Annotated in this window: 19 protein-coding genes; 15 read left to right on the forward strand and 4 right to left on the reverse strand. The window is 70.4% G+C overall.

Features of this window, described 5'->3' with window-relative positions; all coding sequences use genetic code 11:
- The first annotated feature begins 132 nt into the window (after positions 1-132).
- From IE267_RS38965 to IE267_RS39000, 8 genes are all read left to right on the forward strand, one after another.
- Positions 133-777, forward strand: a complete 645-nt coding sequence (locus IE267_RS38965) for an HAD family hydrolase (protein ID WP_189766537.1) — start codon at positions 133-135, stop codon at positions 775-777.
- A gap of 43 nt (positions 778-820) precedes the next feature.
- Positions 821-2,020: an MFS transporter gene (locus IE267_RS38970; protein ID WP_189766538.1), complete on the forward strand. Its 1,200-nt coding sequence runs from the start codon at positions 821-823 to the stop codon at positions 2,018-2,020.
- Complete coding sequence (locus IE267_RS38975) at positions 1,989-3,164, forward strand: acetoin utilization protein AcuC (RefSeq protein ID WP_167157881.1); 1,176 nt, start codon at positions 1,989-1,991, stop codon at positions 3,162-3,164. Before IE267_RS38970 ends, IE267_RS38975 begins: the two co-directional genes overlap by 32 nt.
- Before the next feature lie 91 nt (positions 3,165-3,255).
- A complete protein-coding gene (locus IE267_RS38980; protein WP_167157879.1) occupies positions 3,256-4,071 on the forward strand; it encodes a phosphatase in 816 nt (271 codons plus the stop codon).
- 128 nt (positions 4,072-4,199) lie between these two features.
- Entirely contained in the window at positions 4,200-4,412 is a 213-nt protein-coding gene (locus tag IE267_RS38985; protein ID WP_159030439.1) for a helix-turn-helix domain-containing protein, read from the forward strand.
- A gap of 120 nt (positions 4,413-4,532) precedes the next feature.
- Positions 4,533-4,631, forward strand: a complete 99-nt coding sequence (locus IE267_RS38990; protein ID WP_003948845.1) for a 30S ribosomal protein bS22 — start codon at positions 4,533-4,535, stop codon at positions 4,629-4,631.
- A 192-nt stretch (positions 4,632-4,823) separates the two neighbouring features.
- Positions 4,824-5,906, forward strand: coding sequence for an NAD-dependent epimerase/dehydratase family protein (locus IE267_RS38995; RefSeq protein WP_167157877.1), 1,083 nt, complete (start codon positions 4,824-4,826; stop codon positions 5,904-5,906).
- Between the two features lie 14 nt (positions 5,907-5,920).
- Positions 5,921-6,973 carry a lysophospholipid acyltransferase family protein gene (locus tag IE267_RS39000; RefSeq protein WP_189766539.1) on the forward strand — a complete coding sequence of 351 codons (1,053 nt, stop codon included), beginning with the start codon at positions 5,921-5,923 and terminating at the stop codon, positions 6,971-6,973.
- A gap of 174 nt (positions 6,974-7,147) precedes the next feature.
- Here the strand turns inward: IE267_RS39000 and IE267_RS39005 are convergent, their stop codons facing one another.
- The 3 genes from IE267_RS39005 to IE267_RS39015 all read right to left on the reverse strand — a co-directional run bounded on the left by IE267_RS39005 (position 7,148) and on the right by IE267_RS39015 (position 10,728).
- Positions 7,148-8,332 carry a DUF5667 domain-containing protein gene (locus IE267_RS39005; protein WP_167157873.1) on the reverse strand — a complete coding sequence of 395 codons (1,185 nt, stop codon included), beginning with the start codon at positions 8,330-8,332 and terminating at the stop codon, positions 7,148-7,150.
- 272 nt (positions 8,333-8,604) lie between these two features.
- The gene (locus tag IE267_RS39010) at positions 8,605-9,393 is read right to left on the reverse strand and encodes an ECF subfamily RNA polymerase sigma factor, BldN family (protein ID WP_053724590.1); all 789 of its coding nucleotides are present in this window, start codon (positions 9,391-9,393) and stop codon (positions 8,605-8,607) included.
- 384 nt (positions 9,394-9,777) lie between these two features.
- Complete coding sequence (locus tag IE267_RS39015) at positions 9,778-10,728, reverse strand: HAD family hydrolase (RefSeq protein WP_161244834.1); 951 nt, start codon at positions 10,726-10,728, stop codon at positions 9,778-9,780.
- A gap of 140 nt (positions 10,729-10,868) precedes the next feature.
- On the opposite strand from IE267_RS39015, the gene IE267_RS39020 reads away from it, so the two are divergent.
- The 6 genes from IE267_RS39020 to hemB all read left to right on the forward strand — a co-directional run bounded on the left by IE267_RS39020 (position 10,869) and on the right by hemB (position 17,763).
- The gene (locus tag IE267_RS39020) at positions 10,869-11,153 is read left to right on the forward strand and encodes a glutaredoxin family protein (protein ID WP_167157871.1); all 285 of its coding nucleotides are present in this window, start codon (positions 10,869-10,871) and stop codon (positions 11,151-11,153) included.
- 356 nt (positions 11,154-11,509) lie between these two features.
- Positions 11,510-12,289: a redox-sensing transcriptional repressor Rex gene (locus tag IE267_RS39025; RefSeq protein ID WP_161244836.1), complete on the forward strand. Its 780-nt coding sequence runs from the start codon at positions 11,510-11,512 to the stop codon at positions 12,287-12,289.
- Complete coding sequence (locus IE267_RS39030) at positions 12,286-13,881, forward strand: glutamyl-tRNA reductase (protein ID WP_167157870.1); 1,596 nt, start codon at positions 12,286-12,288, stop codon at positions 13,879-13,881. Before IE267_RS39025 ends, IE267_RS39030 begins: the two co-directional genes overlap by 4 nt.
- Positions 13,878-14,837 (forward strand): hydroxymethylbilane synthase, encoded by a 960-nt coding sequence (gene hemC, locus IE267_RS39035; protein WP_167157868.1) that lies wholly within the window; start codon positions 13,878-13,880, stop codon positions 14,835-14,837. Before IE267_RS39030 ends, hemC begins: the two co-directional genes overlap by 4 nt.
- Positions 14,834-16,480 carry a bifunctional uroporphyrinogen-III C-methyltransferase/uroporphyrinogen-III synthase gene (locus IE267_RS39040; protein WP_167157866.1) on the forward strand — a complete coding sequence of 549 codons (1,647 nt, stop codon included), beginning with the start codon at positions 14,834-14,836 and terminating at the stop codon, positions 16,478-16,480. Before hemC ends, IE267_RS39040 begins: the two co-directional genes overlap by 4 nt.
- Positions 16,481-16,773: 293 nt before the next feature.
- Positions 16,774-17,763: a porphobilinogen synthase gene (gene hemB / locus IE267_RS39045; protein WP_167157864.1), complete on the forward strand. Its 990-nt coding sequence runs from the start codon at positions 16,774-16,776 to the stop codon at positions 17,761-17,763.
- 84 nt (positions 17,764-17,847) lie between these two features.
- Here hemB and IE267_RS39050 read toward each other — a convergent pair whose 3' ends face one another.
- On the reverse strand, positions 17,848-18,141 hold the full coding sequence (locus IE267_RS39050) for a hypothetical protein (protein WP_189766540.1): 294 nt from the start codon (positions 18,139-18,141) through the stop codon (positions 17,848-17,850).
- Between the two features lie 662 nt (positions 18,142-18,803).
- Between IE267_RS39050 and IE267_RS39055 the strand changes: the two genes are divergently transcribed.
- Positions 18,804-19,054: hypothetical protein (locus IE267_RS39055; protein ID WP_189766541.1), on the forward strand; the 251-nt coding region annotated here is incomplete at its 3' end.

The raw sequence follows: 19,054 nt of genomic DNA on the forward strand, positions 1-19,054 counted from the left end.
CTTTCAGCGCCGATGGTACTGCAGGGGGGACCCTGTGGGAGAGTAGGACGCCGCCGAACAATTTTTGGGAAAAGCCCCGCACCAGACCCTCAGGGTCACGGTGCGGGGCTTTTCTGCGTTTAAGGTCGAGTCATGCGCTATGACCTCATCATCTTCGACAACGACGGCGTGCTCGTCGACAGCGAGCCCATCTCCAACACCATCCTGTCCAGTTATCTGACCGAACTGGGCCACGCCACCTCGTACGAGGACTCCCTCCGTGACTACATGGGGGCCGCCATCCACCGCGTCCACGACCTGATCCAGGAACGCACCGGGCAGGCGCTGCCCGCGGACTTCGACGAGACGCTGCACGCCCGGATCTTCGCCGCGTTCGAGCGGGAGCTCCAGCCCGTGGCCGGCGTGACCGACGTGCTCGGAAAGCTCGTGGCGGACGGGGTGCCCTACTGTGTGGCGTCCTCCGGGACCCACGAGCGGATCAGGGTCGGGCACCTCAGGACCGGGCTCGACGAGTGGTTCGAGGACGAGTGGGTGTTCTCCTCGGAGGACGTCGGGCGGGGCAAGCCGGCGCCGGACCTGTTCCTGCACGCGGCCGAGCGGATGGGCGTCGCCCCCGAGCGGTGCGTCGTCGTCGAGGACAGCCCCCTCGGCGTCGAGGCCGCGCGGGCCGCGGGCATGGACGTGTACGCGTTCACGGCGATGACGCCGGCCGAGCGGCTCCCCGGGGCCAACGGGTACTTCGGCGACATGGGACAGCTGCTCGGATTGCTCGGGTGATCTCTCTACCCAGGAGTAGGTAACGGCCCTAGGCTGTGCCGCCATGACAGACCCACGCCTGCGGCACGGCAGGGCGTCCCTGGCGGTGAGTTTCTTCGCGCAGGGCATGGCATTCGCGCTCCTGGTGACCCGCATACCCGCGATCCAGGACCGGTACGGGATATCCGACGGGCTGCTGCCCGTCTTCCTCGCGGCCGTACCGATCCTCGCGGGGGCCGGCAGCGTCTGCACCGAGCAGCTGATCAAGCGCGTCCGGCCGAGCGTGGTGCTGCGGTTCGCGCAGCCCGCCGTGCTCCTGGCGCTGCTCGGGGCCGGGGCGGGCGACCGGATGTGGCAGGCCGCGCTGTCGCTCGGCGCGTTCGGGCTTTCGGTGGGGGCGCTCGACGCCTCCATGAACATGCTGGGGGTGAGCCTCCAGCGGACGTACGGGCGCAGCATCATGCTCGGGTTCCACGCCTCGTACAGTCTCGGCGGGATCGGGGGTGCCTCGCTCGCCTGGGTGGGGGCGCACTGGCATCTGTCGTTGCTGGTGTCGTATCTGCCCGTCGTGGCCGTGCTGCTGCCGGTGTGTCTGGTCGCGAGCCGGTGGTACGTGGACGGGGTGCCGACAGCCGAGGTGGCCGGGGGCGCGCCGGGGGCCAAGCCCGTCGTCTTCCGGCTGTTGCTGCCGCTGTGTCTGGTGATGAGCTTCGCGTACATCGGCGACTCGACCGTCTCCAACTGGAGTGCCAAGTACCTCCAGGACACGCTGGGCAGCTCCGAGCAGCTGTCGACCGTTCCGTACAACGTCTACATGGTGACCACGCTGCTCGGGCGGGCCGCCGGGGACTTCGGGGTGCGGCGGTTCGGGGCGGTGGCCGTGGTGCGGTTCGGGACGGTGCTCGCGGCCGCGGGGTTCGGCGTGGTGGCCCTCGCGCCGGGGCCTTGGATGGGGATGGCCGGATTCACCCTGCTCGGGTTCGGGCTCTGTGTGATCGTGCCGCAGACGTTCGCCGCGGCCGGACGGCTGTTCCCGGAGGCCAGCGATGCCGCGGTCGCGCGGCTCAACATCTTCAACTACGTGGGCTTCCTCGTGGGCTCGCCGCTCGTGGGGGCGCTCGGGGACGCCTGGAGCTATCGCGGGGCGATGCTCGTGCCGATGATCCTGGTGCTGCTGACGCTGGTGTACGCCCGCTCGTTCGGCTCGGAGGCCGCCCGATACGGTGGCGGGCATGAGCGGCCGCGCACTGTTGATGTGGGATGAAGCTGTCACGCGCTACGACTTCGGGTCGAGCCATCCGATGGACCCGGTGCGGCTTGCGCTGACCATGGGTCTGGTGCGGGCGTACGGGCTGGACAAGCAGGTGGACGTCGTCGCCGCGCCGCCCGCGGGGGACTCGACGCTGCGGCTCGTGCACCGGCAGGACTACGTCGACGCCGTGCGGGCCGCGTCCGCGAACCCGCGTGCGGCCGACATCGCGTACGGGCTCGGGACGGTCGACGATCCCGCCTTCGCCGGGATGCACGAGGCGTCCGCGCTGATCGCGGGGCAGTCCGTGGCCGCGGCCGAGGCGGTGTGGGCGGGGGAGGCCTCGCACGCGGTCAACTTCGCGGGCGGCCTGCACCATGCGATGCCGGGCGGTGCGGCCGGGTTCTGCATCTACAACGACGCCGCCCTCGCGATCGCCCGGCTGCTGGAGCTGGGGGTCGAGCGGGTCGCGTACGTGGACGTCGACGTGCACCACGGGGACGGGGTGCAGGCGGCGTTCTGGGAGGACCCCCGGGTCCTGACCGTGTCGATGCACGAGCACCCCCGGATGCTGTTCCCCGGGACGGGCTGGCCCGAGGAGACCGGTGCGGACGGGCCGGGCGAGGGGGCCGCGGTCAATCTCGCGCTGCCGGCCGGGACGGGGGACGAGGGGTGGCTGCGGGCGTTCCACGCGGTGGTGCCGGAGCTCATCGCCGATTTCCGGCCACAGGTCCTCGTCACCCAGCACGGGGCCGACACGCACTTCGAGGACCCGCTGGCCCACCTGGCCGTTTCGCTCGACGCCCAGCGGGCGGTGCAGGCGGCCTGCCACTCGCTGGCGCACGAGTACGTCGAGGGGGCGAAGTGGGTCGCGCTCGGGGGCGGCGGCTACTCGGTGGTGGACGTGGTGCCGCGGTCCTGGACGCATCTGGTCGGGATCGCGGGGCATGCGCCGGTCGATCCCGAGTCGGTGGTGCCCTCGTCCTGGCGCGACGAAGTGTACGCGCGCACAAGGGAGTTGGGCCCGGGCCGAATGACGGACGGGCGGACCGTGGCGTGGCGGCCGTGGGACGAGGGGTACGACCCGGCGAACCGACTCGACCAGGCGGTGCTCGCCACGCGGCGGGCGGCCTTCCCGCTGCGGGGGCTGTTGCCCTAGGAGCACCGGGAGTTGATGCGACGTTACGCCAACTGTGGGGCAGCCAACGGAAATTGATGTCCCGGCGGCCCGGCTGCGAGAGCATCGTCGGGTGTTGAGCATCGGGGCGCTGCGGGCGCATCTTCTGGCAGCCAGGCTGGCCGGGCCGGTGGCCACCTCCAGGGAGGAGAGCCTGCGGAGCTACCGGCTGTTCGCGGCCCGCGATCCTCGGGTCCTGCTCGGCCTCGACCCCGAATGGGGCTGGGGAGAGGGGGACTTGCTGCGGCTGATGGCGGACAAGTGCGGGGTGAGCGATGATCCCCGGCATGTGAGCGGGCCCGACGTCATCGACCCGGAGCGGACGTTGGCGGCGCTCGACGCCTTCGCCGCGCGGCTCGGCGAGGTGGCCGCGCGACGGGGTGCGGTGCTGCTCGGCACCGGGCATCCGCACCGGCTGCTCGGGTTCTACGCCGCGTTGGCGGACGCTTTGTCGGCGGCGGGATGCCCTGTCCTCACCCCGGCGCAGGGTAGCTCTGTCGACATAACGACCCGGTTCGGGGTACGTACGTACAACCTTGACTACGTACGGGGAGTCGCGTTGGTGCGGGAACCCGGCGCGCGGGGAGCCGGTGGCGAGACCGGCGCACACACCCATTCGCCCCTCCCGATTCGGGTCGCCCTGGGGGTCGCGGCGGGGGGTTCGAGAGGGGTTCCCGAGCTTGTGATCGGAGATCACGGATGGGTCTGCGGGGCAGGTCAGCTGGGTATTGAGGCGGTCGGTCTGGCCGATACGGACGACCCCGCGCTGTTCGTCGGCGAAGCCGAGGGACGGGTGGCCGTGGCCGTTCCGCTTGATGACGCCGTGCGGTCCGATTACTACCGCCCGCTTACTCGCTATGTACTCAATCGAGCGTGTCTGTCACAGTAGGCGGCCGATCGCAGCTCCTCTTCCCCACTCGCACCACCCGCACCTAGTCTGGGGAGTGAGCGCACAGCGACGTTGAGTCACCGGAGGGGAAGCCGGTGCGCGTTCGGTGCGGAAGGTACAGGTGGGTCATGGCTGCTGGGAGTGACAGGCCTCTCAACGAGGTCAAGTTCCTGACCGTGGCGGAAGTCGCCTCGGTGATGCGAGTGTCGAAGATGACCGTGTACCGCTTGGTGCACAGCGGTCATCTGCCGGCGATCAGGGTGGGCAGGTCTTTCCGGGTCCCGGAGCAAGCAGTTCACGAGTATCTCCGCGAGTCCTTTGTGGGGGTGGAGACGGCCTGAGGGAGCTCGGTGTTCCCCTCGGATTACGTCCCTCACTCGGCGGCAGGTAGGCTAGGCCGACGTAGGTCGTGTGGGCCCAGACGCCCCGCACCGAGTGAGAAGAAGTGAGCGAGGGTAGTCGTGGGCTCTGTTATCAAGAAGCGGCGCAAGCGGATGGCCAAGAAGAAGCACCGCAAGCTGCTCAAGCGCACGCGCGTTCAGCGTCGCAACAAGAAGTAAGCGAGCGCTGTTCGTGAGATCACAGCCCTCCCGCCGGATCGTCGGTGGGAGGGCTGTGGCGTACCCGGACGCGATCGGTGAGGCAGTTTCTCGGCCATGCGCGCGCACGGAGTCATCGCCGCGCAACATCCAGCGGCTACGGTGGCGCACAGGGCGTAGGGGCGTACCGAAGGCCGAAGGAAGGCGCTGATCTTGGGGAAGGTCGTGCTCGTCACCGGAGTGGCCCGGCAGCTGGGCGGTCGCCTTGTGCGGCGGATCCAGCGTGATCCCGAGGTCGACCGGGTGATCGGGGTCGATGTCGTCCGGCCGGAACACCATTTGGGTGGTGCCGATTTCGTGCGGGCGGACATCCGCCAGCCGGCGATCGCGAAGGTGCTCGCCGAGCACTCGGTGGACACCGTGGTGCACATGGACGTGACCGGGACGCCGCTCGGCTCGGGCGGCGGGCGTGCCACGGTCAAGGAGACCAACGTCATCGGCACGATGCAGCTGCTCGGCGCCTGTCAGAAGTCGCCGACGGTCAGACGGCTCGTCGTGAAGTCGAGCACCAGCGTGTACGGGTCCGCGCCGCGCGATCCCGCGGTGTTCACCGAGACGACGTCGCCCAAGTCGCTGCCCAGCGGCGGCTTCGCGAAGGACGCCGTCGAGGTCGAGGGGTATGTGCGCGGCTTCGCCCGGCGCCGCCCGGACGTCGCGGTGTGCGTGCTGCGGTTCGCGAACATCCTGGGGCCGAGCGCCGACTCGCCGCTCGCCGAGTACTTCTCGCTGGCCGTGCTGCCGACCGTTCTCGGCTACGACCCGCGGCTCCAGTTCGTTCACGAGGACGATGTCATCGACGTGCTGCGGATCGCCTCGGGCGAGCCCCGGCGCGGCACGCTCAACAGCGGCACCTTCAATGTCGCGGGGGAGGGCGTGCTCCTGCTGTCCCAGTGTTCGCGGCGCCTGGGCCGGCCCACGGTGCCGGTGCTGCTCCCCGCGGTGCGCTGGGTCGGGACCGCGCTCAGGACGGTCGGGGTGACCGACTTCTCGCCGGAGCAGATTCGTTTGCTCACGCACGGCAGAGTGGTCAGCACCCTGCAGATGCGCGAGACACTGGGCTACGAACCCAAGTACACGACCGCCGAGACGTTCGCCGACTTCGCCCGCAGCCGGGGCCCGGGGCTGCTGCCGCCGGACTCGCTGGCCAGGGCGGTGGACCGGGTGGCGGGGCTCCGGTTCGAGCCCTTCCCGGGTGGGACCCGGGCCCGGGCCACCACCCCTTCGAACGCGGAATGAGGAGCGCACCAACGATGGCGGACGCCAAGGTCATCCCGTTCGACGACGACCGCTCGCGCCAGAGCGCGCAGCGCACCGGCCGCAGGCGGTCGGTCCCGGGCCGCCGCAAGGCCGAGCCCGGGCCGCAGCCGCTCGCGGCACCCGCTTCCCCGGTCAGTTCCCTGCCGGGGGCCCAGGAGGGCGGACAGCAGGCTTCGGAGACCCGCACGGAGGCACCGCACGAGCAGGGCGGCTGGGACCGGCGGATCGCCGGCGGCCTGTCGTTCCTGCGGCGGCGGATCACCGGTGAGTACGACGTCGACGAGTTCGGCTATGACAAGGAGCTCACCGACCAGGTCCTGATGTCGGTGCTCCGGCCGTTCTACGAGAAGTACTTCCGGGTCGAGGTGAAGGGCGTCGAGAACATCCCGGCCGAGGGCGGGGCGCTGGTCGTCGCCAACCACTCCGGGACGCTTCCGCTGGACGGCCTGATGATGCAGGTGGCCGTGCACGACCACCATCCGGCGGGCCGCCATCTGCGGCTGCTCGCGGCGGACCTGGTGTTCATGCTGCCGGTCGTCAACGAGCTGGCCCGCAAGGCCGGGCACACCCTTGCCTGTTCCGAGGACGCCCAGGTGCTCCTGGAGCGGGGCGAGGTCGTGGGTGTGATGCCCGAGGGGTTCAAGGGCATCGGCAAGCCGTTCGGCGAGCGGTACAAGCTGCAGCGCTTCGGGCGCGGCGGCTTCGTGTCGACCGCGCTGAAGGCGGGCACGCCGATCGTGCCGTGCTCGATCGTGGGGGCCGAGGAGATCTACCCCATGATCGGCAACGCCAAGACCCTGGCGCGGCTGCTCGGCTTCCCGTACTTCCCGATCACGCCGACGTTCCCGTGGCTGGGCCCCGCCGGTCTGGTGCCGCTGCCGACGAAGTGGACGATCCAGTTCGGCGAACCGATCCCGACGGACGGCTATCCGCCGGAGGCGGCGGAGGACCCGATGCTGATGTTCAACCTGACCGACCAGGTGCGCGAACAGATCCAGCACACGCTGTACAAGCTGCTCGTGCAGCGGCGATCCGTGTTCTTCTGAGTCCTTCGCACGCGCTGCCGATGTTCCGTACGGGCGGGCAGTACGGGCGGGCCGTACGGGCGTTCCGTACGCAGCAGAGATCTGTACGCACAACGATCTGTACGCACAAGGAGGGGCCGGGATGATTCCCGGCCCCTCCCGCGTTCGCGCACGTACTTCTGGGCGCTTGCCCGGCTAGTCCGCCTTCTCCTCGTCGATGCCCAGGCCCGGAAGCAGGCCCGGCAGCAGCGGGGGCAGTGTGACGTCCGGCACCGGGGGCTTGGCCGGTTTGTGGGGCGGGGCGGGCGTGGTGCTGCCCGTGCCCGGCTCGAACAGGCCGCCCGTGTTGCCGCCGAGGAGGCCCTCGTTGGAGGGCGAACCGGACGGCTGCTGCGGCGGCTTTCCGCTCTGGCCGGGGGTGCTGTGGCCGGAGGCGCTGGACGAGGACGGCGCGGACGGGCGGGTCGCGCCCGAGGTGCCGCCGGGGTGCGAGGTGTTGTCCTGCCGGGTGTGCGTCTTGGAGGACGTCTTGGGCAGCAGCGACTGCAGCGGCTTGACCTCTTGGTCTATGGCGGTGAAGACCGACGTCACCTTGTTGCCGACGTCGTTCAGCTGCGGGGGCAGCTTGCCGCGCAGCTTGCTCCAGGTCTCGCGGTGCGCCTGGGAGAAGGAGTTGAGCGCGGCGATGGGGCCGATGGAGCCGTCCCGGGCGTAGGCCTGGTGCAGCAGGCGGTGGCCCTCGGAGGCGTCGTGCTCCATGCCGTTGAGGGCGCGCCGGACCTCGCCGAGCTGCTCGTGGTCGAGGTCGCCGGAGCGGCCTCTCTCCAGCAGACGTCTCGCCTCGGAGAGCCGGGTCGATGCCTGGTCGAGGTAGAGCTCACCCCGGCTGGCGTCGTCGTCGGCCATGCCGAGCTTGAGGTCTTCCATGCCCCGTTTCAGCCCGTACAGGGAATCACCGGGGAGGGCGTCGGAACTGGCAGCGGCCACGCCGCTGAACGCGCCCGCGGCCACGCCGATGCTGAGCCCCCCCGCCGCAATGCCCTTGGACCAGCGGGAGCGGGGTCGCAATTTCCGGAGCGACGTCGCCCGGTGGGCGCCGCGGCCGGTCCGCTGCTCGGGCACCTGAGGGTCGACGGCACCGCCGCCGGCGAACATTCGCTCCATCTCGGCCATGAGCAGCGTCCGCTGCTCGATCTTGACCTGCGGGTCCATCTCCGGTTTCGGCAGTTCGCCGAGCCCACCCGCCAGGGTCAACAACCTGCCGGTGTCGGCCTGTTCGGCCGGCCCGGTCTCGGGTGTCTCCTGGTCGGCCGCCGAGGCTTCTTCCAGGGCCTGGGCGAAGGCGTTCGCCCGCCGGTGCGCCGATACGTTCGCGATCACTGGCGGCACCTCCTCTCATCATCACGGTCGACTCCCCAAGGGGCCTGGAAGGTTGCACGCCTTGAACACATCCACACGATCGAGTGAGCGGCGGTGGGCATGGCGTGACCGCAGGGAGCCTGCATCCCGCACAACGACGGACGCGGCACTTGGGTTACGGACGAAAGATGAGACGAAAGATGATCGGACCACAGCGTCATCGAGTGCTCACGGATGGTGAGTTGGACCCGCCTGGGGCGGGTCGGCGGGTGGTTCCGGAAAGGCCGGGCGATTCAGCGGGCGTCGTCCGGCAGGAGGCGGGCCAGGGTGCGTACGGCCCGGTACTGGAGGGTCTTGATCGCGCCCTCGTTCTTGCCCATGACCCGGGCGGTCTCGGCGACCGACAGGCCCTGCAGGAAGCGCAGGGTGACGCACTCCTGCTGCTGTGGATTGAGCTTGCGGACGGCTTCGAGCAGGGCCGCGTTGGAGAGCGACTCCAGGACGGAGTCCTCGGGGGAACGCTCGACCTCGTTGGCGTCGAGCATTTCGCCGGTGGTCACTTCGAGCCGGAAACGGCTCGACTTGAAGTGGTCGGCGACCAGGTTGCGCGCGATCGTGACCAGCCAGGCGCCGAAGTCGCGGCCCTGCCAGGTGAAGGTGGAGATCCGGCGCAGGGCGCGCAGGAACGTCTCGCTGGTGAGGTCCTCGGCCGTCGCCTTGCCGCCGACGCGGTAGTAGATATAGCGATAGACGGTGTCGCTGTACTGGTCGTAGAGCCGGCCGAAGGCGTCGGCCTCACCGGCCTGGGCACGCTCGACGAGATCCATCATGCGGGCGCTGTCGCTGTCGGCGGTGGGCCGGCGGGCGGTGGGCGTCGCGGACGTGCCCGTGCTGCGGCCGCCGCTCCGTCTACCGACTGCGGCACCACCGTCGGCCAGGGCGTAGCAGGGCCCGACGGGTGTTGCGGTGGCGAAGGCAGGGGCGCCGGCGTACGCGGTGGGGACGAAGACGCGCAGGCGGTCGACGACCGCCCCGCGCAGCGTAGCCAGGCCCGAGGCGTCAACCCCGACGTGTGGGTACACGGGACTCCCAGAGGCAGAGCTTCCATCACGTGCAGTGCGGAACCGTTCACCCATCGTGGCGATGTGCGGGTTCCGGATTGCGTCTGAGGAGAATAACGCTTCGTGCAGGGAGCGCTACACCCAGTTGCTCAAATCGTCGATTCCGTCGCTTCTGTGACGTCTATGCGTCTGTTCAAGTCGCACATCGTGAGCGGAACTTGATCGGGTTGCTTTCGGATCTGTCCGCGACGGAGATCTGTTGTGCCCGGGTGTGGGCAACGGGGCTGGCGGGCCAAGGGGGGTGGGGGCGAAACCCCCGGCGTCGAATATCGAGGCGGCCGACGGCGGCCGGCGGTCGTCCACGGCTGCGGACAGTGGCGAACGGGCCCGTCCAGGGCCTTCCGGCTAGCGCCGGCGGCGGTGCAGGGCGACGGCTGCGGCCGTGCCGCCCGCCAGTGCGCCTACCCCGGCCGCGGCCGGGATGCCGACCTTCGCGGCCTTGCGGCCGGTGCGGTAGTCCCGCAGCCGCCACTCGCGCTCGCGGGCGTGCTTGCGGAGCTTGGCGTCGGGGTTGATGGCGTAGGGGTGGCCGACGAGCGAGAGCATCGGGATGTCGTTGTGCGAATCGCTGTACGCGGCACACCGGCTCAGGTCGAGCCCCTCGGCGGCGGCGAGTGCCCGGACCGCCTCGGCCTTGGCGGGCCCGTGCAGGGGCTCGCCCACGAGGCGTCCCGTATAGACACCGCCCACGGACTCGGCGACCGTGCCGAGCGCGCCGGTCAGGCCGAGGCGGCGGGCGATGATCGTGGCGGTCTCGACCGGCGCGGCCGTCACCAGCCAGACCTTCTGGCCCGCGTCGAGGTGGGCCTGGGCGAGGGCGCGGGTGCCGGGCCAGATGCGGTCGGCCATGTACTCGTCGTAGATCTCCTCGCCGATCGACATCAGCTCGGAGACGCGGTGGCCCTTGACGATGGACAGCGCGCTGTCGCGGGCGTCCTGCATGTGCTCGGGGTCCTCGACGCCGGCCAGCCGGAACCAGGCCTGCTGCCAGGCGAAGCGCGCGAGCTCGCGGCGCTGGAAGAACTTCCGCTTGTACAGGCCGCGCCCGAAGTGGAAGAGGGCCGCGCCCTGCATCACGGTGTTGTCGAGGTCGAAGAAGGCGGCGGCCAGGTCGTCACCGACGACGGGGAACTCGGGCTCCGGAGGGGTCTCGTCGGCGTTGGCCTGGGCCAGTTCCGCCAGCTCTGCGAATTCCTGCGAGGACTTGCGGGCTGCCTCGGCTGCGGCCTCGCCGGCCAGCACGCTTCGTGCTGTCGCCGAGCGCCTACGAGGGGTGAGCCATCCCAGTGCGGCCATGCCGTGAGCATAGCCAGTCTGTTCGGGACTTCCCGACGCGCCGGTATGCGATGGCGTGAACTCTCCAAGGCCGTCGTGTTAAACGGACGATCCGGGCTTATGGGTCCGCGGGGTGGCCCGGGGGCGGGAGAATAGGAGGCATGAGTCCCTTGCTGCGACGTACGAAGAAGCCGGGCGGGAATCCGGCCGACCGGGTGGTCACCCTGATCGGGAAGCCCGGTTGCCATCTGTGCGACGACGCCCAGGAGGTGATCGAGGCCGTGTGTGCCGAGACGGGCGCGGCCTGGGAGAAGAAGGACATCACGCAGGACGAGGCGCTGCACAAGGAGTACTGGGAGCAGATCCCGGTCGTGCTCGTCGACGGTGAGCAGCACACCTTCTGGCGCGTGGACCCCGTACGTCTCAAGGCCGCGCTGACCGGCTGAGCCCGGGCCGCTTTCCGGCGAACCCGGCCGCCTTCCCGGGGCGCTCGGCCGTGGGCGGTTGAGCAGCCAAATGATGGGGATCGCAATAGTTGCGGTTACCATCATGGTCGTTTTGCTGTGGTTCGGGGGTATCGCTGTGAGGAGAGTGTGCGGCTTTGCCCCCTTCGGGTCCTGAACGGACTGAACCCGTCTGCGGTTCCGCGATTCCCTCCCCGGCTCGCGTGAGCCCGGTCACTTTGCTCGGACAAAGCGGACACCATCTTTGTGCACGCGTTCACAAAGACATAGCCTGCATCCGACGGGGCGGCCTTGGGACATGTGGCCGCCTGCAGCCCCGCTCATCCCGCAGGAGCACCGTGGCAACTGGCCGAACTCACCGACCGGCGACCCGAAGCCGAGGAATCCCCGAGGCCACCGTCGCCAGGCTTCCGCTGTATCTGCGTGCGCTCACCGGTCTCTCGGAGCGCTCCGTGCCGACGGTCTCCTCGGAGGAGCTCGCGGCAGCCGCGGGGGTCAACTCCGCGAAGCTGCGCAAGGACTTCTCGTACCTGGGCTCGTACGGCACCCGCGGCGTCGGGTACGACGTCGAGTATCTCGTCTACCAGATCTCCCGGGAACTGGGTCTGACCCAGGACTGGCCGGTTGTGATCGTCGGTATCGGTAACCTCGGCGCCGCCCTCGCCAACTACGGCGGCTTCGCCTCGCGCGGTTTCCGGGTCGCCGCCCTGATAGACGCCGACCCCGCGATGGCCGGGAAGCCGGTGGCCGGGATGCCGGTGCAGCACACCGACGACCTGGAGAAGATCATCAGCGAGAACGGTGTCTCGATCGGGGTCATCGCGACCCCGGCGGGCGCCGCTCAGCAGGTGTGCGACCGTCTGGTCGCGGCCGGGGTGACCTCGATCCTGAACTTCGCGCCGACCGTCCTCTCGGTTCCCGAGGGCGTCGACGTGCGCAAGGTCGACCTCTCCATCGAGCTCCAGATCCTGGCCTTCCACGAGCAGCGCAAGGCCGGCGAGGAGGCCGCCGTCGCCGAGGCGGCCGCCGCGGCCGGCGCCGTGGTGCCGCCGGTGCGCGCCGCGGGCAATGGCCGGAAGGGACCGGACGGGGACATGCCCGCCGTGATGCCGGCATGAGCCTCCTGGTCGTCGGCCTCAGCCACCGCAGCGCCCCCGTCAGCGTCCTGGAGCGGGCCTCCCTCTCCGCGGACGCGCAGGCCAAGCTGCTCCACGACACCCTCGCCGCCGAGCCGGCCGCCGAGGCGGCGGTGCTCGCCACCTGCAACCGCATCGAGCTGTACGCGGACGTGGACAAGTTCCACGCGGGTGTCGCCGAGCTCTCCACGCTGCTCGCCCAGCACAGCGGCGTCGGCCTCGAAGAGCTCACTCCTTATCTCTACGTCCACTACGAGGACCGGGCCGTCCACCACCTCTTCTCGGTGGCCTGCGGTCTGGACTCGATGGTCGTCGGCGAGGGACAGATCCTCGGCCAGATCAAGGACACCCTCGCGCTCGGGCAGGAACTGCACACCGCCGGGCGGCTGTTGAACGATCTGTTCCAGCAGGCGCTGCGGGTCGGCAAGCGCGCCCACAGCGAGACCGGCATCGACCGGGCCGGGCAGTCGCTCGTCACCTTCGGTCTTGAGCAGCTGGCCGCCGGGGCGCCCGTCGAGGACTGGGCCAAGGGCAAGCGCGCGCTGGTCATCGGCGCGGGTTCGATGTCCTCGCTCGCCGCCGCGACGCTCGGCCGGATCGGCATCGACGAGGTCGTGGTCGCCAACCGCACCCACGCCCGCGCCGAGCGCCTGGCCGAGATCCTCGGCGAGTCGGGCACGGCCGCCCGTGCCGTGCCCATGGCTGATGTGGCACGGGAACTGACACGAGTCGACGTCGCGGTGTCCTGCACGGGCGCCACGGGTCTGGTGCTGACCGGCGAGGCCGTCGCCGTCGCGGTCGGCGAGAGCCTGGTGGACCCGGTGCCGCTCGTGGATGTCGCGCCGGCCCCGGGGTGTCCCGTGGGCTTCTCCGGATCGGCGGCCGCGGGTGCCGCGGTGGCCGGGTTCGGGGTGGTCGACGAGGCGCTCAGGGCCGACGGCGCGGCCGACGCGGCCCCGGCTGCCGACGCCGACTCCCTTGAGCTGCACGGCAGTTGGGCCGAGAACACGCACCGGCGCATCTCGCGCGAGCGCCGCGACGTGCCCGTGCCGGCCGGGCCCGTGAAGCTGGCGCTGCTCGACCTCGCGATGCCGCGGGACATCGACGCCGCCGTGCACCGGGTGCCCGGGGTGCGGCTCGTCGACATCGAGTCGCTCGCCGAGGCCTCCGCCGACGCCCCGATGGCCGCCGACGTGGACCGGGTGCGCGCGATCGTCTCCGACGAGGTGGCCGCGTTCGGCGCCGCCCAGCGGGCCGCGCACATCACGCCCACCGTGGTCGCGCTGCGCGCCATGGCCGCCGAGGTCGTGGCCGGTGAGGTCGCGCGCCTGGAGGGCCGGCTCCCGGACCTCGACGACAAGCAGCGCTCCGAAGTCACCCAGACCGTGCGCCGCGTCGTCGACAAGCTTCTGCACGCCCCGACCGTGCGGATCAAGCAGCTCGCGGCCGAACCCGGCGGCGCCGGGTACGCGGACGCGCTGCGCACTCTCTTCGACCTCGACCCCGAGACGGTGGCCGCCGTCTCCCGGGCCGATCTGAACGACGCCGATGTCAAGAACCGAGGGCGGTCATGACCGAGAAAGCACTGAGACTCGGGACCAGGCGCAGCAAGCTCGCCATGGCCCAGTCCGGCCATGTGGCCGACGCCGTACGGCAGTTGACCGGCCGTCAGGTCGAGCTGGTGGAGATCACCACGTACGGCGACACCTCCCGCGAGCACCTCGCGCAGATCGGCGGCACCGGTGTGTTCGTCGTGGCGCTGCGCGAGGCGCTGCTGCGCGGCGACGTCGACTTCGCGGTGCACTCCCTCAAGGACCTGCCGACCGCGGAGCACCCCGACCTGGTGCTCGCCGCGATCCCGGCGCGCGAGGACGCGCGGGACGTGCTGGTCGCCCGTGACGGGCTGACCTTCGAGCAGCTTCCGGACGGCGCCCGCGTCGGCACCGGTTCGCCGCGCCGGATGGCGCAGCTCAACGCGTACGCCCGCAGCCACGGCCGGACCATCGAGACCGTGCCGATCCGCGGCAACATCGACACCCGCGTCGGGTACGTCACCAAGGGCGAGCTCGACGCGGTGGTCCTGGCCGCCGCCGGTCTCAACCGCATCGGACGCAGCGACGTCGTGACCGACTTCCTGTCGGTCGACACCGTTTTGCCCGCCCCCGGCCAGGGGGCACTGGCGATCGAGTGCACGGCAGCCAATGCCGACCTCGCCGCCACGCTCGCCGAGCTCGACGACCCGGTCACCCGGGCCGCCGTGACCGCCGAGCGGTCCCTGCTCGCCGCCCTGGAGGCCGGCTGTAGCGCACCTGTGGGTGCGTTGGCCGACCTGCTGGCCGACGGGCAGGTTGTTCATGAGATGCGCCTGCGCGGAGTTGTCGGTACCACCGACGGTTCCTCGCTGGTGCAGCTGTCCACCACCGGTCCCGTACCCACGTCGCACGACGAAGCGATGGCCCTCGGACGCGAACTCGCGGACGAGATGCTCGCCAAGGGTGCGGCCGGTCTTATGGGGGAGCGAGCACTTTGAGCCCCACGACCCACCCCACCGCAGCCGGAAACGTCACCTTCCTCGGTGCCGGACCCGGTGACCCCGGGCTGCTGACGCTGCGCGCCGTGGAGGCGCTGGCGTCCGCCGATGTCCTGATCGCCGAGCCGGCTGTGCTCGACGTCGTTCGCGCGCATGCGCGGGCAGGTGTGGACACGCCTCAGCTGACGGTTGTTGACGAGGCGTCAACAACCGCCGGGATCCCTGTGTTGCGGGATGCCGCCAATCTTGTCATGGAGGCCGCGCGCTCCGGCAGGCGGGTCGTCCGTGCGGTGTCCGGCGACCCGGGCCTCGACGGCGACGCGTCCGGCGAGATGCTGGCCTGCGCCTCCGCGGGCATCCCCTTCGAGGTGGTGCCGGGTGTGGCCGCCGCGGTCGGTGTGCCGGCGTACGCCGGTGTGCCGTTGAGCGGTGCCGGCGGCGCCGACGTCCGCTTCGTCGACGCCCGTACCGCCTCCGAGCGCTGCTGGGCCGAGGTCGGCGCGAGCGACGGCACGGTGGTCGTCTCCACCACCCTGGAGACGGTCGCGGCCGCGGCCGGTGAGCTGGTGTCGGCGGGCCGTAAGCCCGACACCCCGATGACCGTGACGATCGCGGGCACCACGACCCGTCAGCGGACCTGGTCCGCGACGCTCGGCTCGGTCGCCCAGGTGCTCAAGCAGGCGAAGGTGCTGCCCTCGCCGGACGGGCACCAGGCCGTCATAGCCGTGGTCGGCGAGCGCAGTGCCCCCGCCCAGCGCGACCAGCTGTCGTGGTTCGAGTCCAAGCCGCTGTTCGGCTGGCGCGTGCTCGTACCGCGTACGAAGGAGCAGGCGGCCTCGCTCTCCGACCAGCTCAGGTCGTACGGAGCCGTGCCGCACGAGGTCCCGACGATCGCCGTCGAACCGCCGCGCACGCCCCAGCAGATGGAGCGCGCGGTCAAGGGCCTGGTGACCGGCCGGTACGAGTGGATCGCGTTCACCAGCGTCAACGCGGTGAAGGCGGTTCGCGAGAAGTTCGAGGAGTACGGGCTCGATGCCCGCGCCTTCGCGGGCATCAAGGTCGCCGCGGTGGGCGAGCAGACGGCGGCCTCCCTGGTCGAGTTCGGCGTCAAGCCGGACCTGGTGCCCAGCGGTGAGCAGTCCGCGGCCGGCCTCCTGGAGGACTGGCCGCCCTACGACCCGGTCTTCGACCCGATCGACCGCGTCTTCCTGCCGCGCGCCGACATCGCCACCGAGACGCTGGTGGCCGGTCTGATCGAGCTCGGCTGGGAGGTCGACGACGTCACGGCCTACCGGACCGTGCGGGCCTCGCCGCCGCCGGCCGACACGCGTGAGGCGATCAAGGGCGGCGGCTTCGACGCGGTCCTGTTCACCTCGTCCTCCACGGTGCGCAACCTGGTGGGCATCGCGGGCAAGCCGCACAACGTCACGGTCATCGCGTGCATCGGGCCCGCGACGGCGAAGACGGCGGAGGAGCACGGGCTGCGGGTGGACGTGATGGCCCCGGAGCCGTCCGTCCACAAGCTGGCCCAGGCCCTTGCGGACTTCGGTGCGGCGCGTCGTGACGCGGCGGTCTCGGCGGGCGAGCACGTGACCCGCCCGAGCGAGCGCCGCCCCGGCGCGCGGCGCCGCCGCACGACGTAGTCCGGGGCACGCGGAGCCCCGGGGGCCCTTGCCCCGGGGCTCCGCCCCCGGACCCCCGTTCGCGCCTCAAGGGCGCTCGTCCTCAATCGCCGGACGGGCTGGGAGTGCCCCAGCACGGGTACGGCCAGGGGCGCGGGGAACTGCGCGAACGGCGCCCGCGGTCCGCAGCCGAACGCATCCGGGGGCCCGGGACGCAGCCCCCGAAGGTCAGCTGTCACCATCCACCCCCGGAGGGTTGCGGGAAGGGGTGGGGCGGGGAAAACACCCCCCGCGACCGGCGTAGCGTGTACGTCATGACTGAGTACGGATCCTTCCCCGGGGCCCGGCCCCGTCGGCTGCGCACCACCCCCGCCATGCGCCGCATGGTCGCGGAGACCCGGCTGCACCCCGCCGACCTCATCCTCCCCGCGTTCGTACGGGAAGGGATCACCGAACCCGTCCCGATCCAGGCCATGCCGGGCGTCGCCCAGCACACCCTGGACACCCTGCGGAAGGCCGCCGTCGAGGCGGTCGGCGCGGGCGTCGCCGGGATCATGCTGTTCGGCGTGCCGGAGGACGAGAAGAAGGACGCGGCCGGCACGGCCGGTACCGACCCCGACGGCATCCTCCAGGTCGCCATCCGCGCCGTGCGCGAAGAGGTCGGCGACGACCTGGTCATCATGTCCGACCTGTGCCTGGACGAGTACACGGACCACGGCCACTGCGGCGTCCTCGACGCCGACGGCCGCGTCGACAACGACGCGACCCTGGAGCGCTACGCCGAGATGGCCCAGGTCCAGGCCGACGCGGGCGTCCACGTGGTGGGCCCCTCCGGCATGATGGACGGCCAAGTGGGCGTCATCCGCGACGCGTTGGACCAGACCGGCCACGAGGACGTCTCCATCCTGGCCTACACCGCGAAGTACTCCTCCGCGTTCTACGGCCCCTTCCGCGAGGCCGTCGGCTCCTCGCTGCGCGGCGACCGCAAGACGTACCAGCAGGACCCCGCCAACACCCGTGAATCCATGCGGGAGTTGGCGCTGGACCTGGCCGAGGGCGCGGACATGGTGATGGTCAAGCCGGCCGGTCCCTACCTCGACATCCTGGCCAAGGTCGCCGGGTCGGTGGACGTGCCGGTCGCGGCGTACCAGATCAGCGGCGAGTACGCGATGGTCGAGGCCGCGGCGGAGAAGGGCTGGATCGACCGCGACCGGGCGATCCTGGAAACCCTGACCGGCATCAAGCGGGCGGGCGCGAACATGATCCTGACGTACTGGGCGACCGAGGTGGCGCGGGGGCTCTGAGCCTCGTCGCCCTGCTGGCGCACTGGCAGCGCGGCGGCCCCTCCCACCGGTCGAACTGGTGGGAGGGGCCGGTCACATGGAGTGTCAGCCCCTGCCGAAGCTGATGAACTTGGCGGCGCACTGACGCCATTCGTCCTGGAAGGTGTTGTTCATCTTCCCGAGGTTCCCGCCGTGCGAGCGCAGGTAGCCCATGACCCCGTCACAGTTCGCCTGCGTGGGCTGGAATCGCGACGAGCACTTGTCGCCGCTGCCGCCCCCGAAGTCGCAGCTTCCTGCCGAGGCGGGCGAGGCCGCCACCAGGCCGAGGACCGGCAGGGCCACCGTGACGGACACCGCGATCGCAGCCGACTTGAGCTTGCGCGAAATGATCTTTTGCATGGCTGTTCCCCTAGCTGATGCGTAAGTGCATTCTCGAACGCCCAATTCGTGGAATCTTCAAATCCGTTGAGCGGCCGCGTGGCACGCGCGATATCACGCAGCAGGACGGAAGTGATAATTCCGCGATGCGCATCACATCGCCGCTGGTCAGGCGGTGAAGGTGAAGCGCAGGGCGTGGTTCGATCATGGCATTCGAAGCGCTGGGCAACAAGCAAGTTTGAGGTTTTCCAGAGCTTTGAAGAATTCCCCTGCCTTGCCCCGTTGATGGTCTGAACCTTTTACCCTGGCGGGCTCTTGGGTCGGATCTCTGCCCCGTGAAAATGGCGTCGATTCTGCGTCAATTGCCTTACAGGGCACACCAGTTGCCACTAGTCGGGCAGGGTCACAAGGCGGCGGCGCCGAGCGACGCGCGTGGCCCCGGGCGCCAAGGCAGGTGGTGACGTTGCCGCATCCCTCAGAGGCTGACCGGGACCAGTCTGAACCCGCCCGTTCCCAGCACTCAGAGGCGGCCGTGGCGTGACTTCACGCCCTCGGCTCTGAACCGCGTTGCGTCTGCAACGCTCGTTCGATAGAAAGTGACCTGGTCCGGCGGGACATACGAGGCGCAGGGGGAAGTTCGTGGAAGCCCGACCCGCTGGAGACGACTGTGCGGGGGTGTGTGCGTGAAGTTCGACATGGGGTCCACGACTCTGTCCGATCTGGGGAAGAGCACCGAGGGTTCGAGTACCGATCTCGGTTCGCTGATCCGGCAGTTGATCGCCGCGGCCGATCCGCTGGAGGGCAAGTTCAACGGGTCGGGGAAGGTCGCGTTCGACTCGTTCAAGGCGCATGCGGACGAGATCACCAATGATCTGAACGGGTCGCTCCAGGACATTCTGGGCGGGCAGTCCGGCATGGACACCGCGTTCAACGC

Origin of the sequence: Streptomyces xanthochromogenes (assembly GCF_014650455.1) — a bacterium.
Lineage (GTDB): Bacteria > Actinomycetota > Actinomycetes > Streptomycetales > Streptomycetaceae > Streptomyces > Streptomyces xanthochromogenes.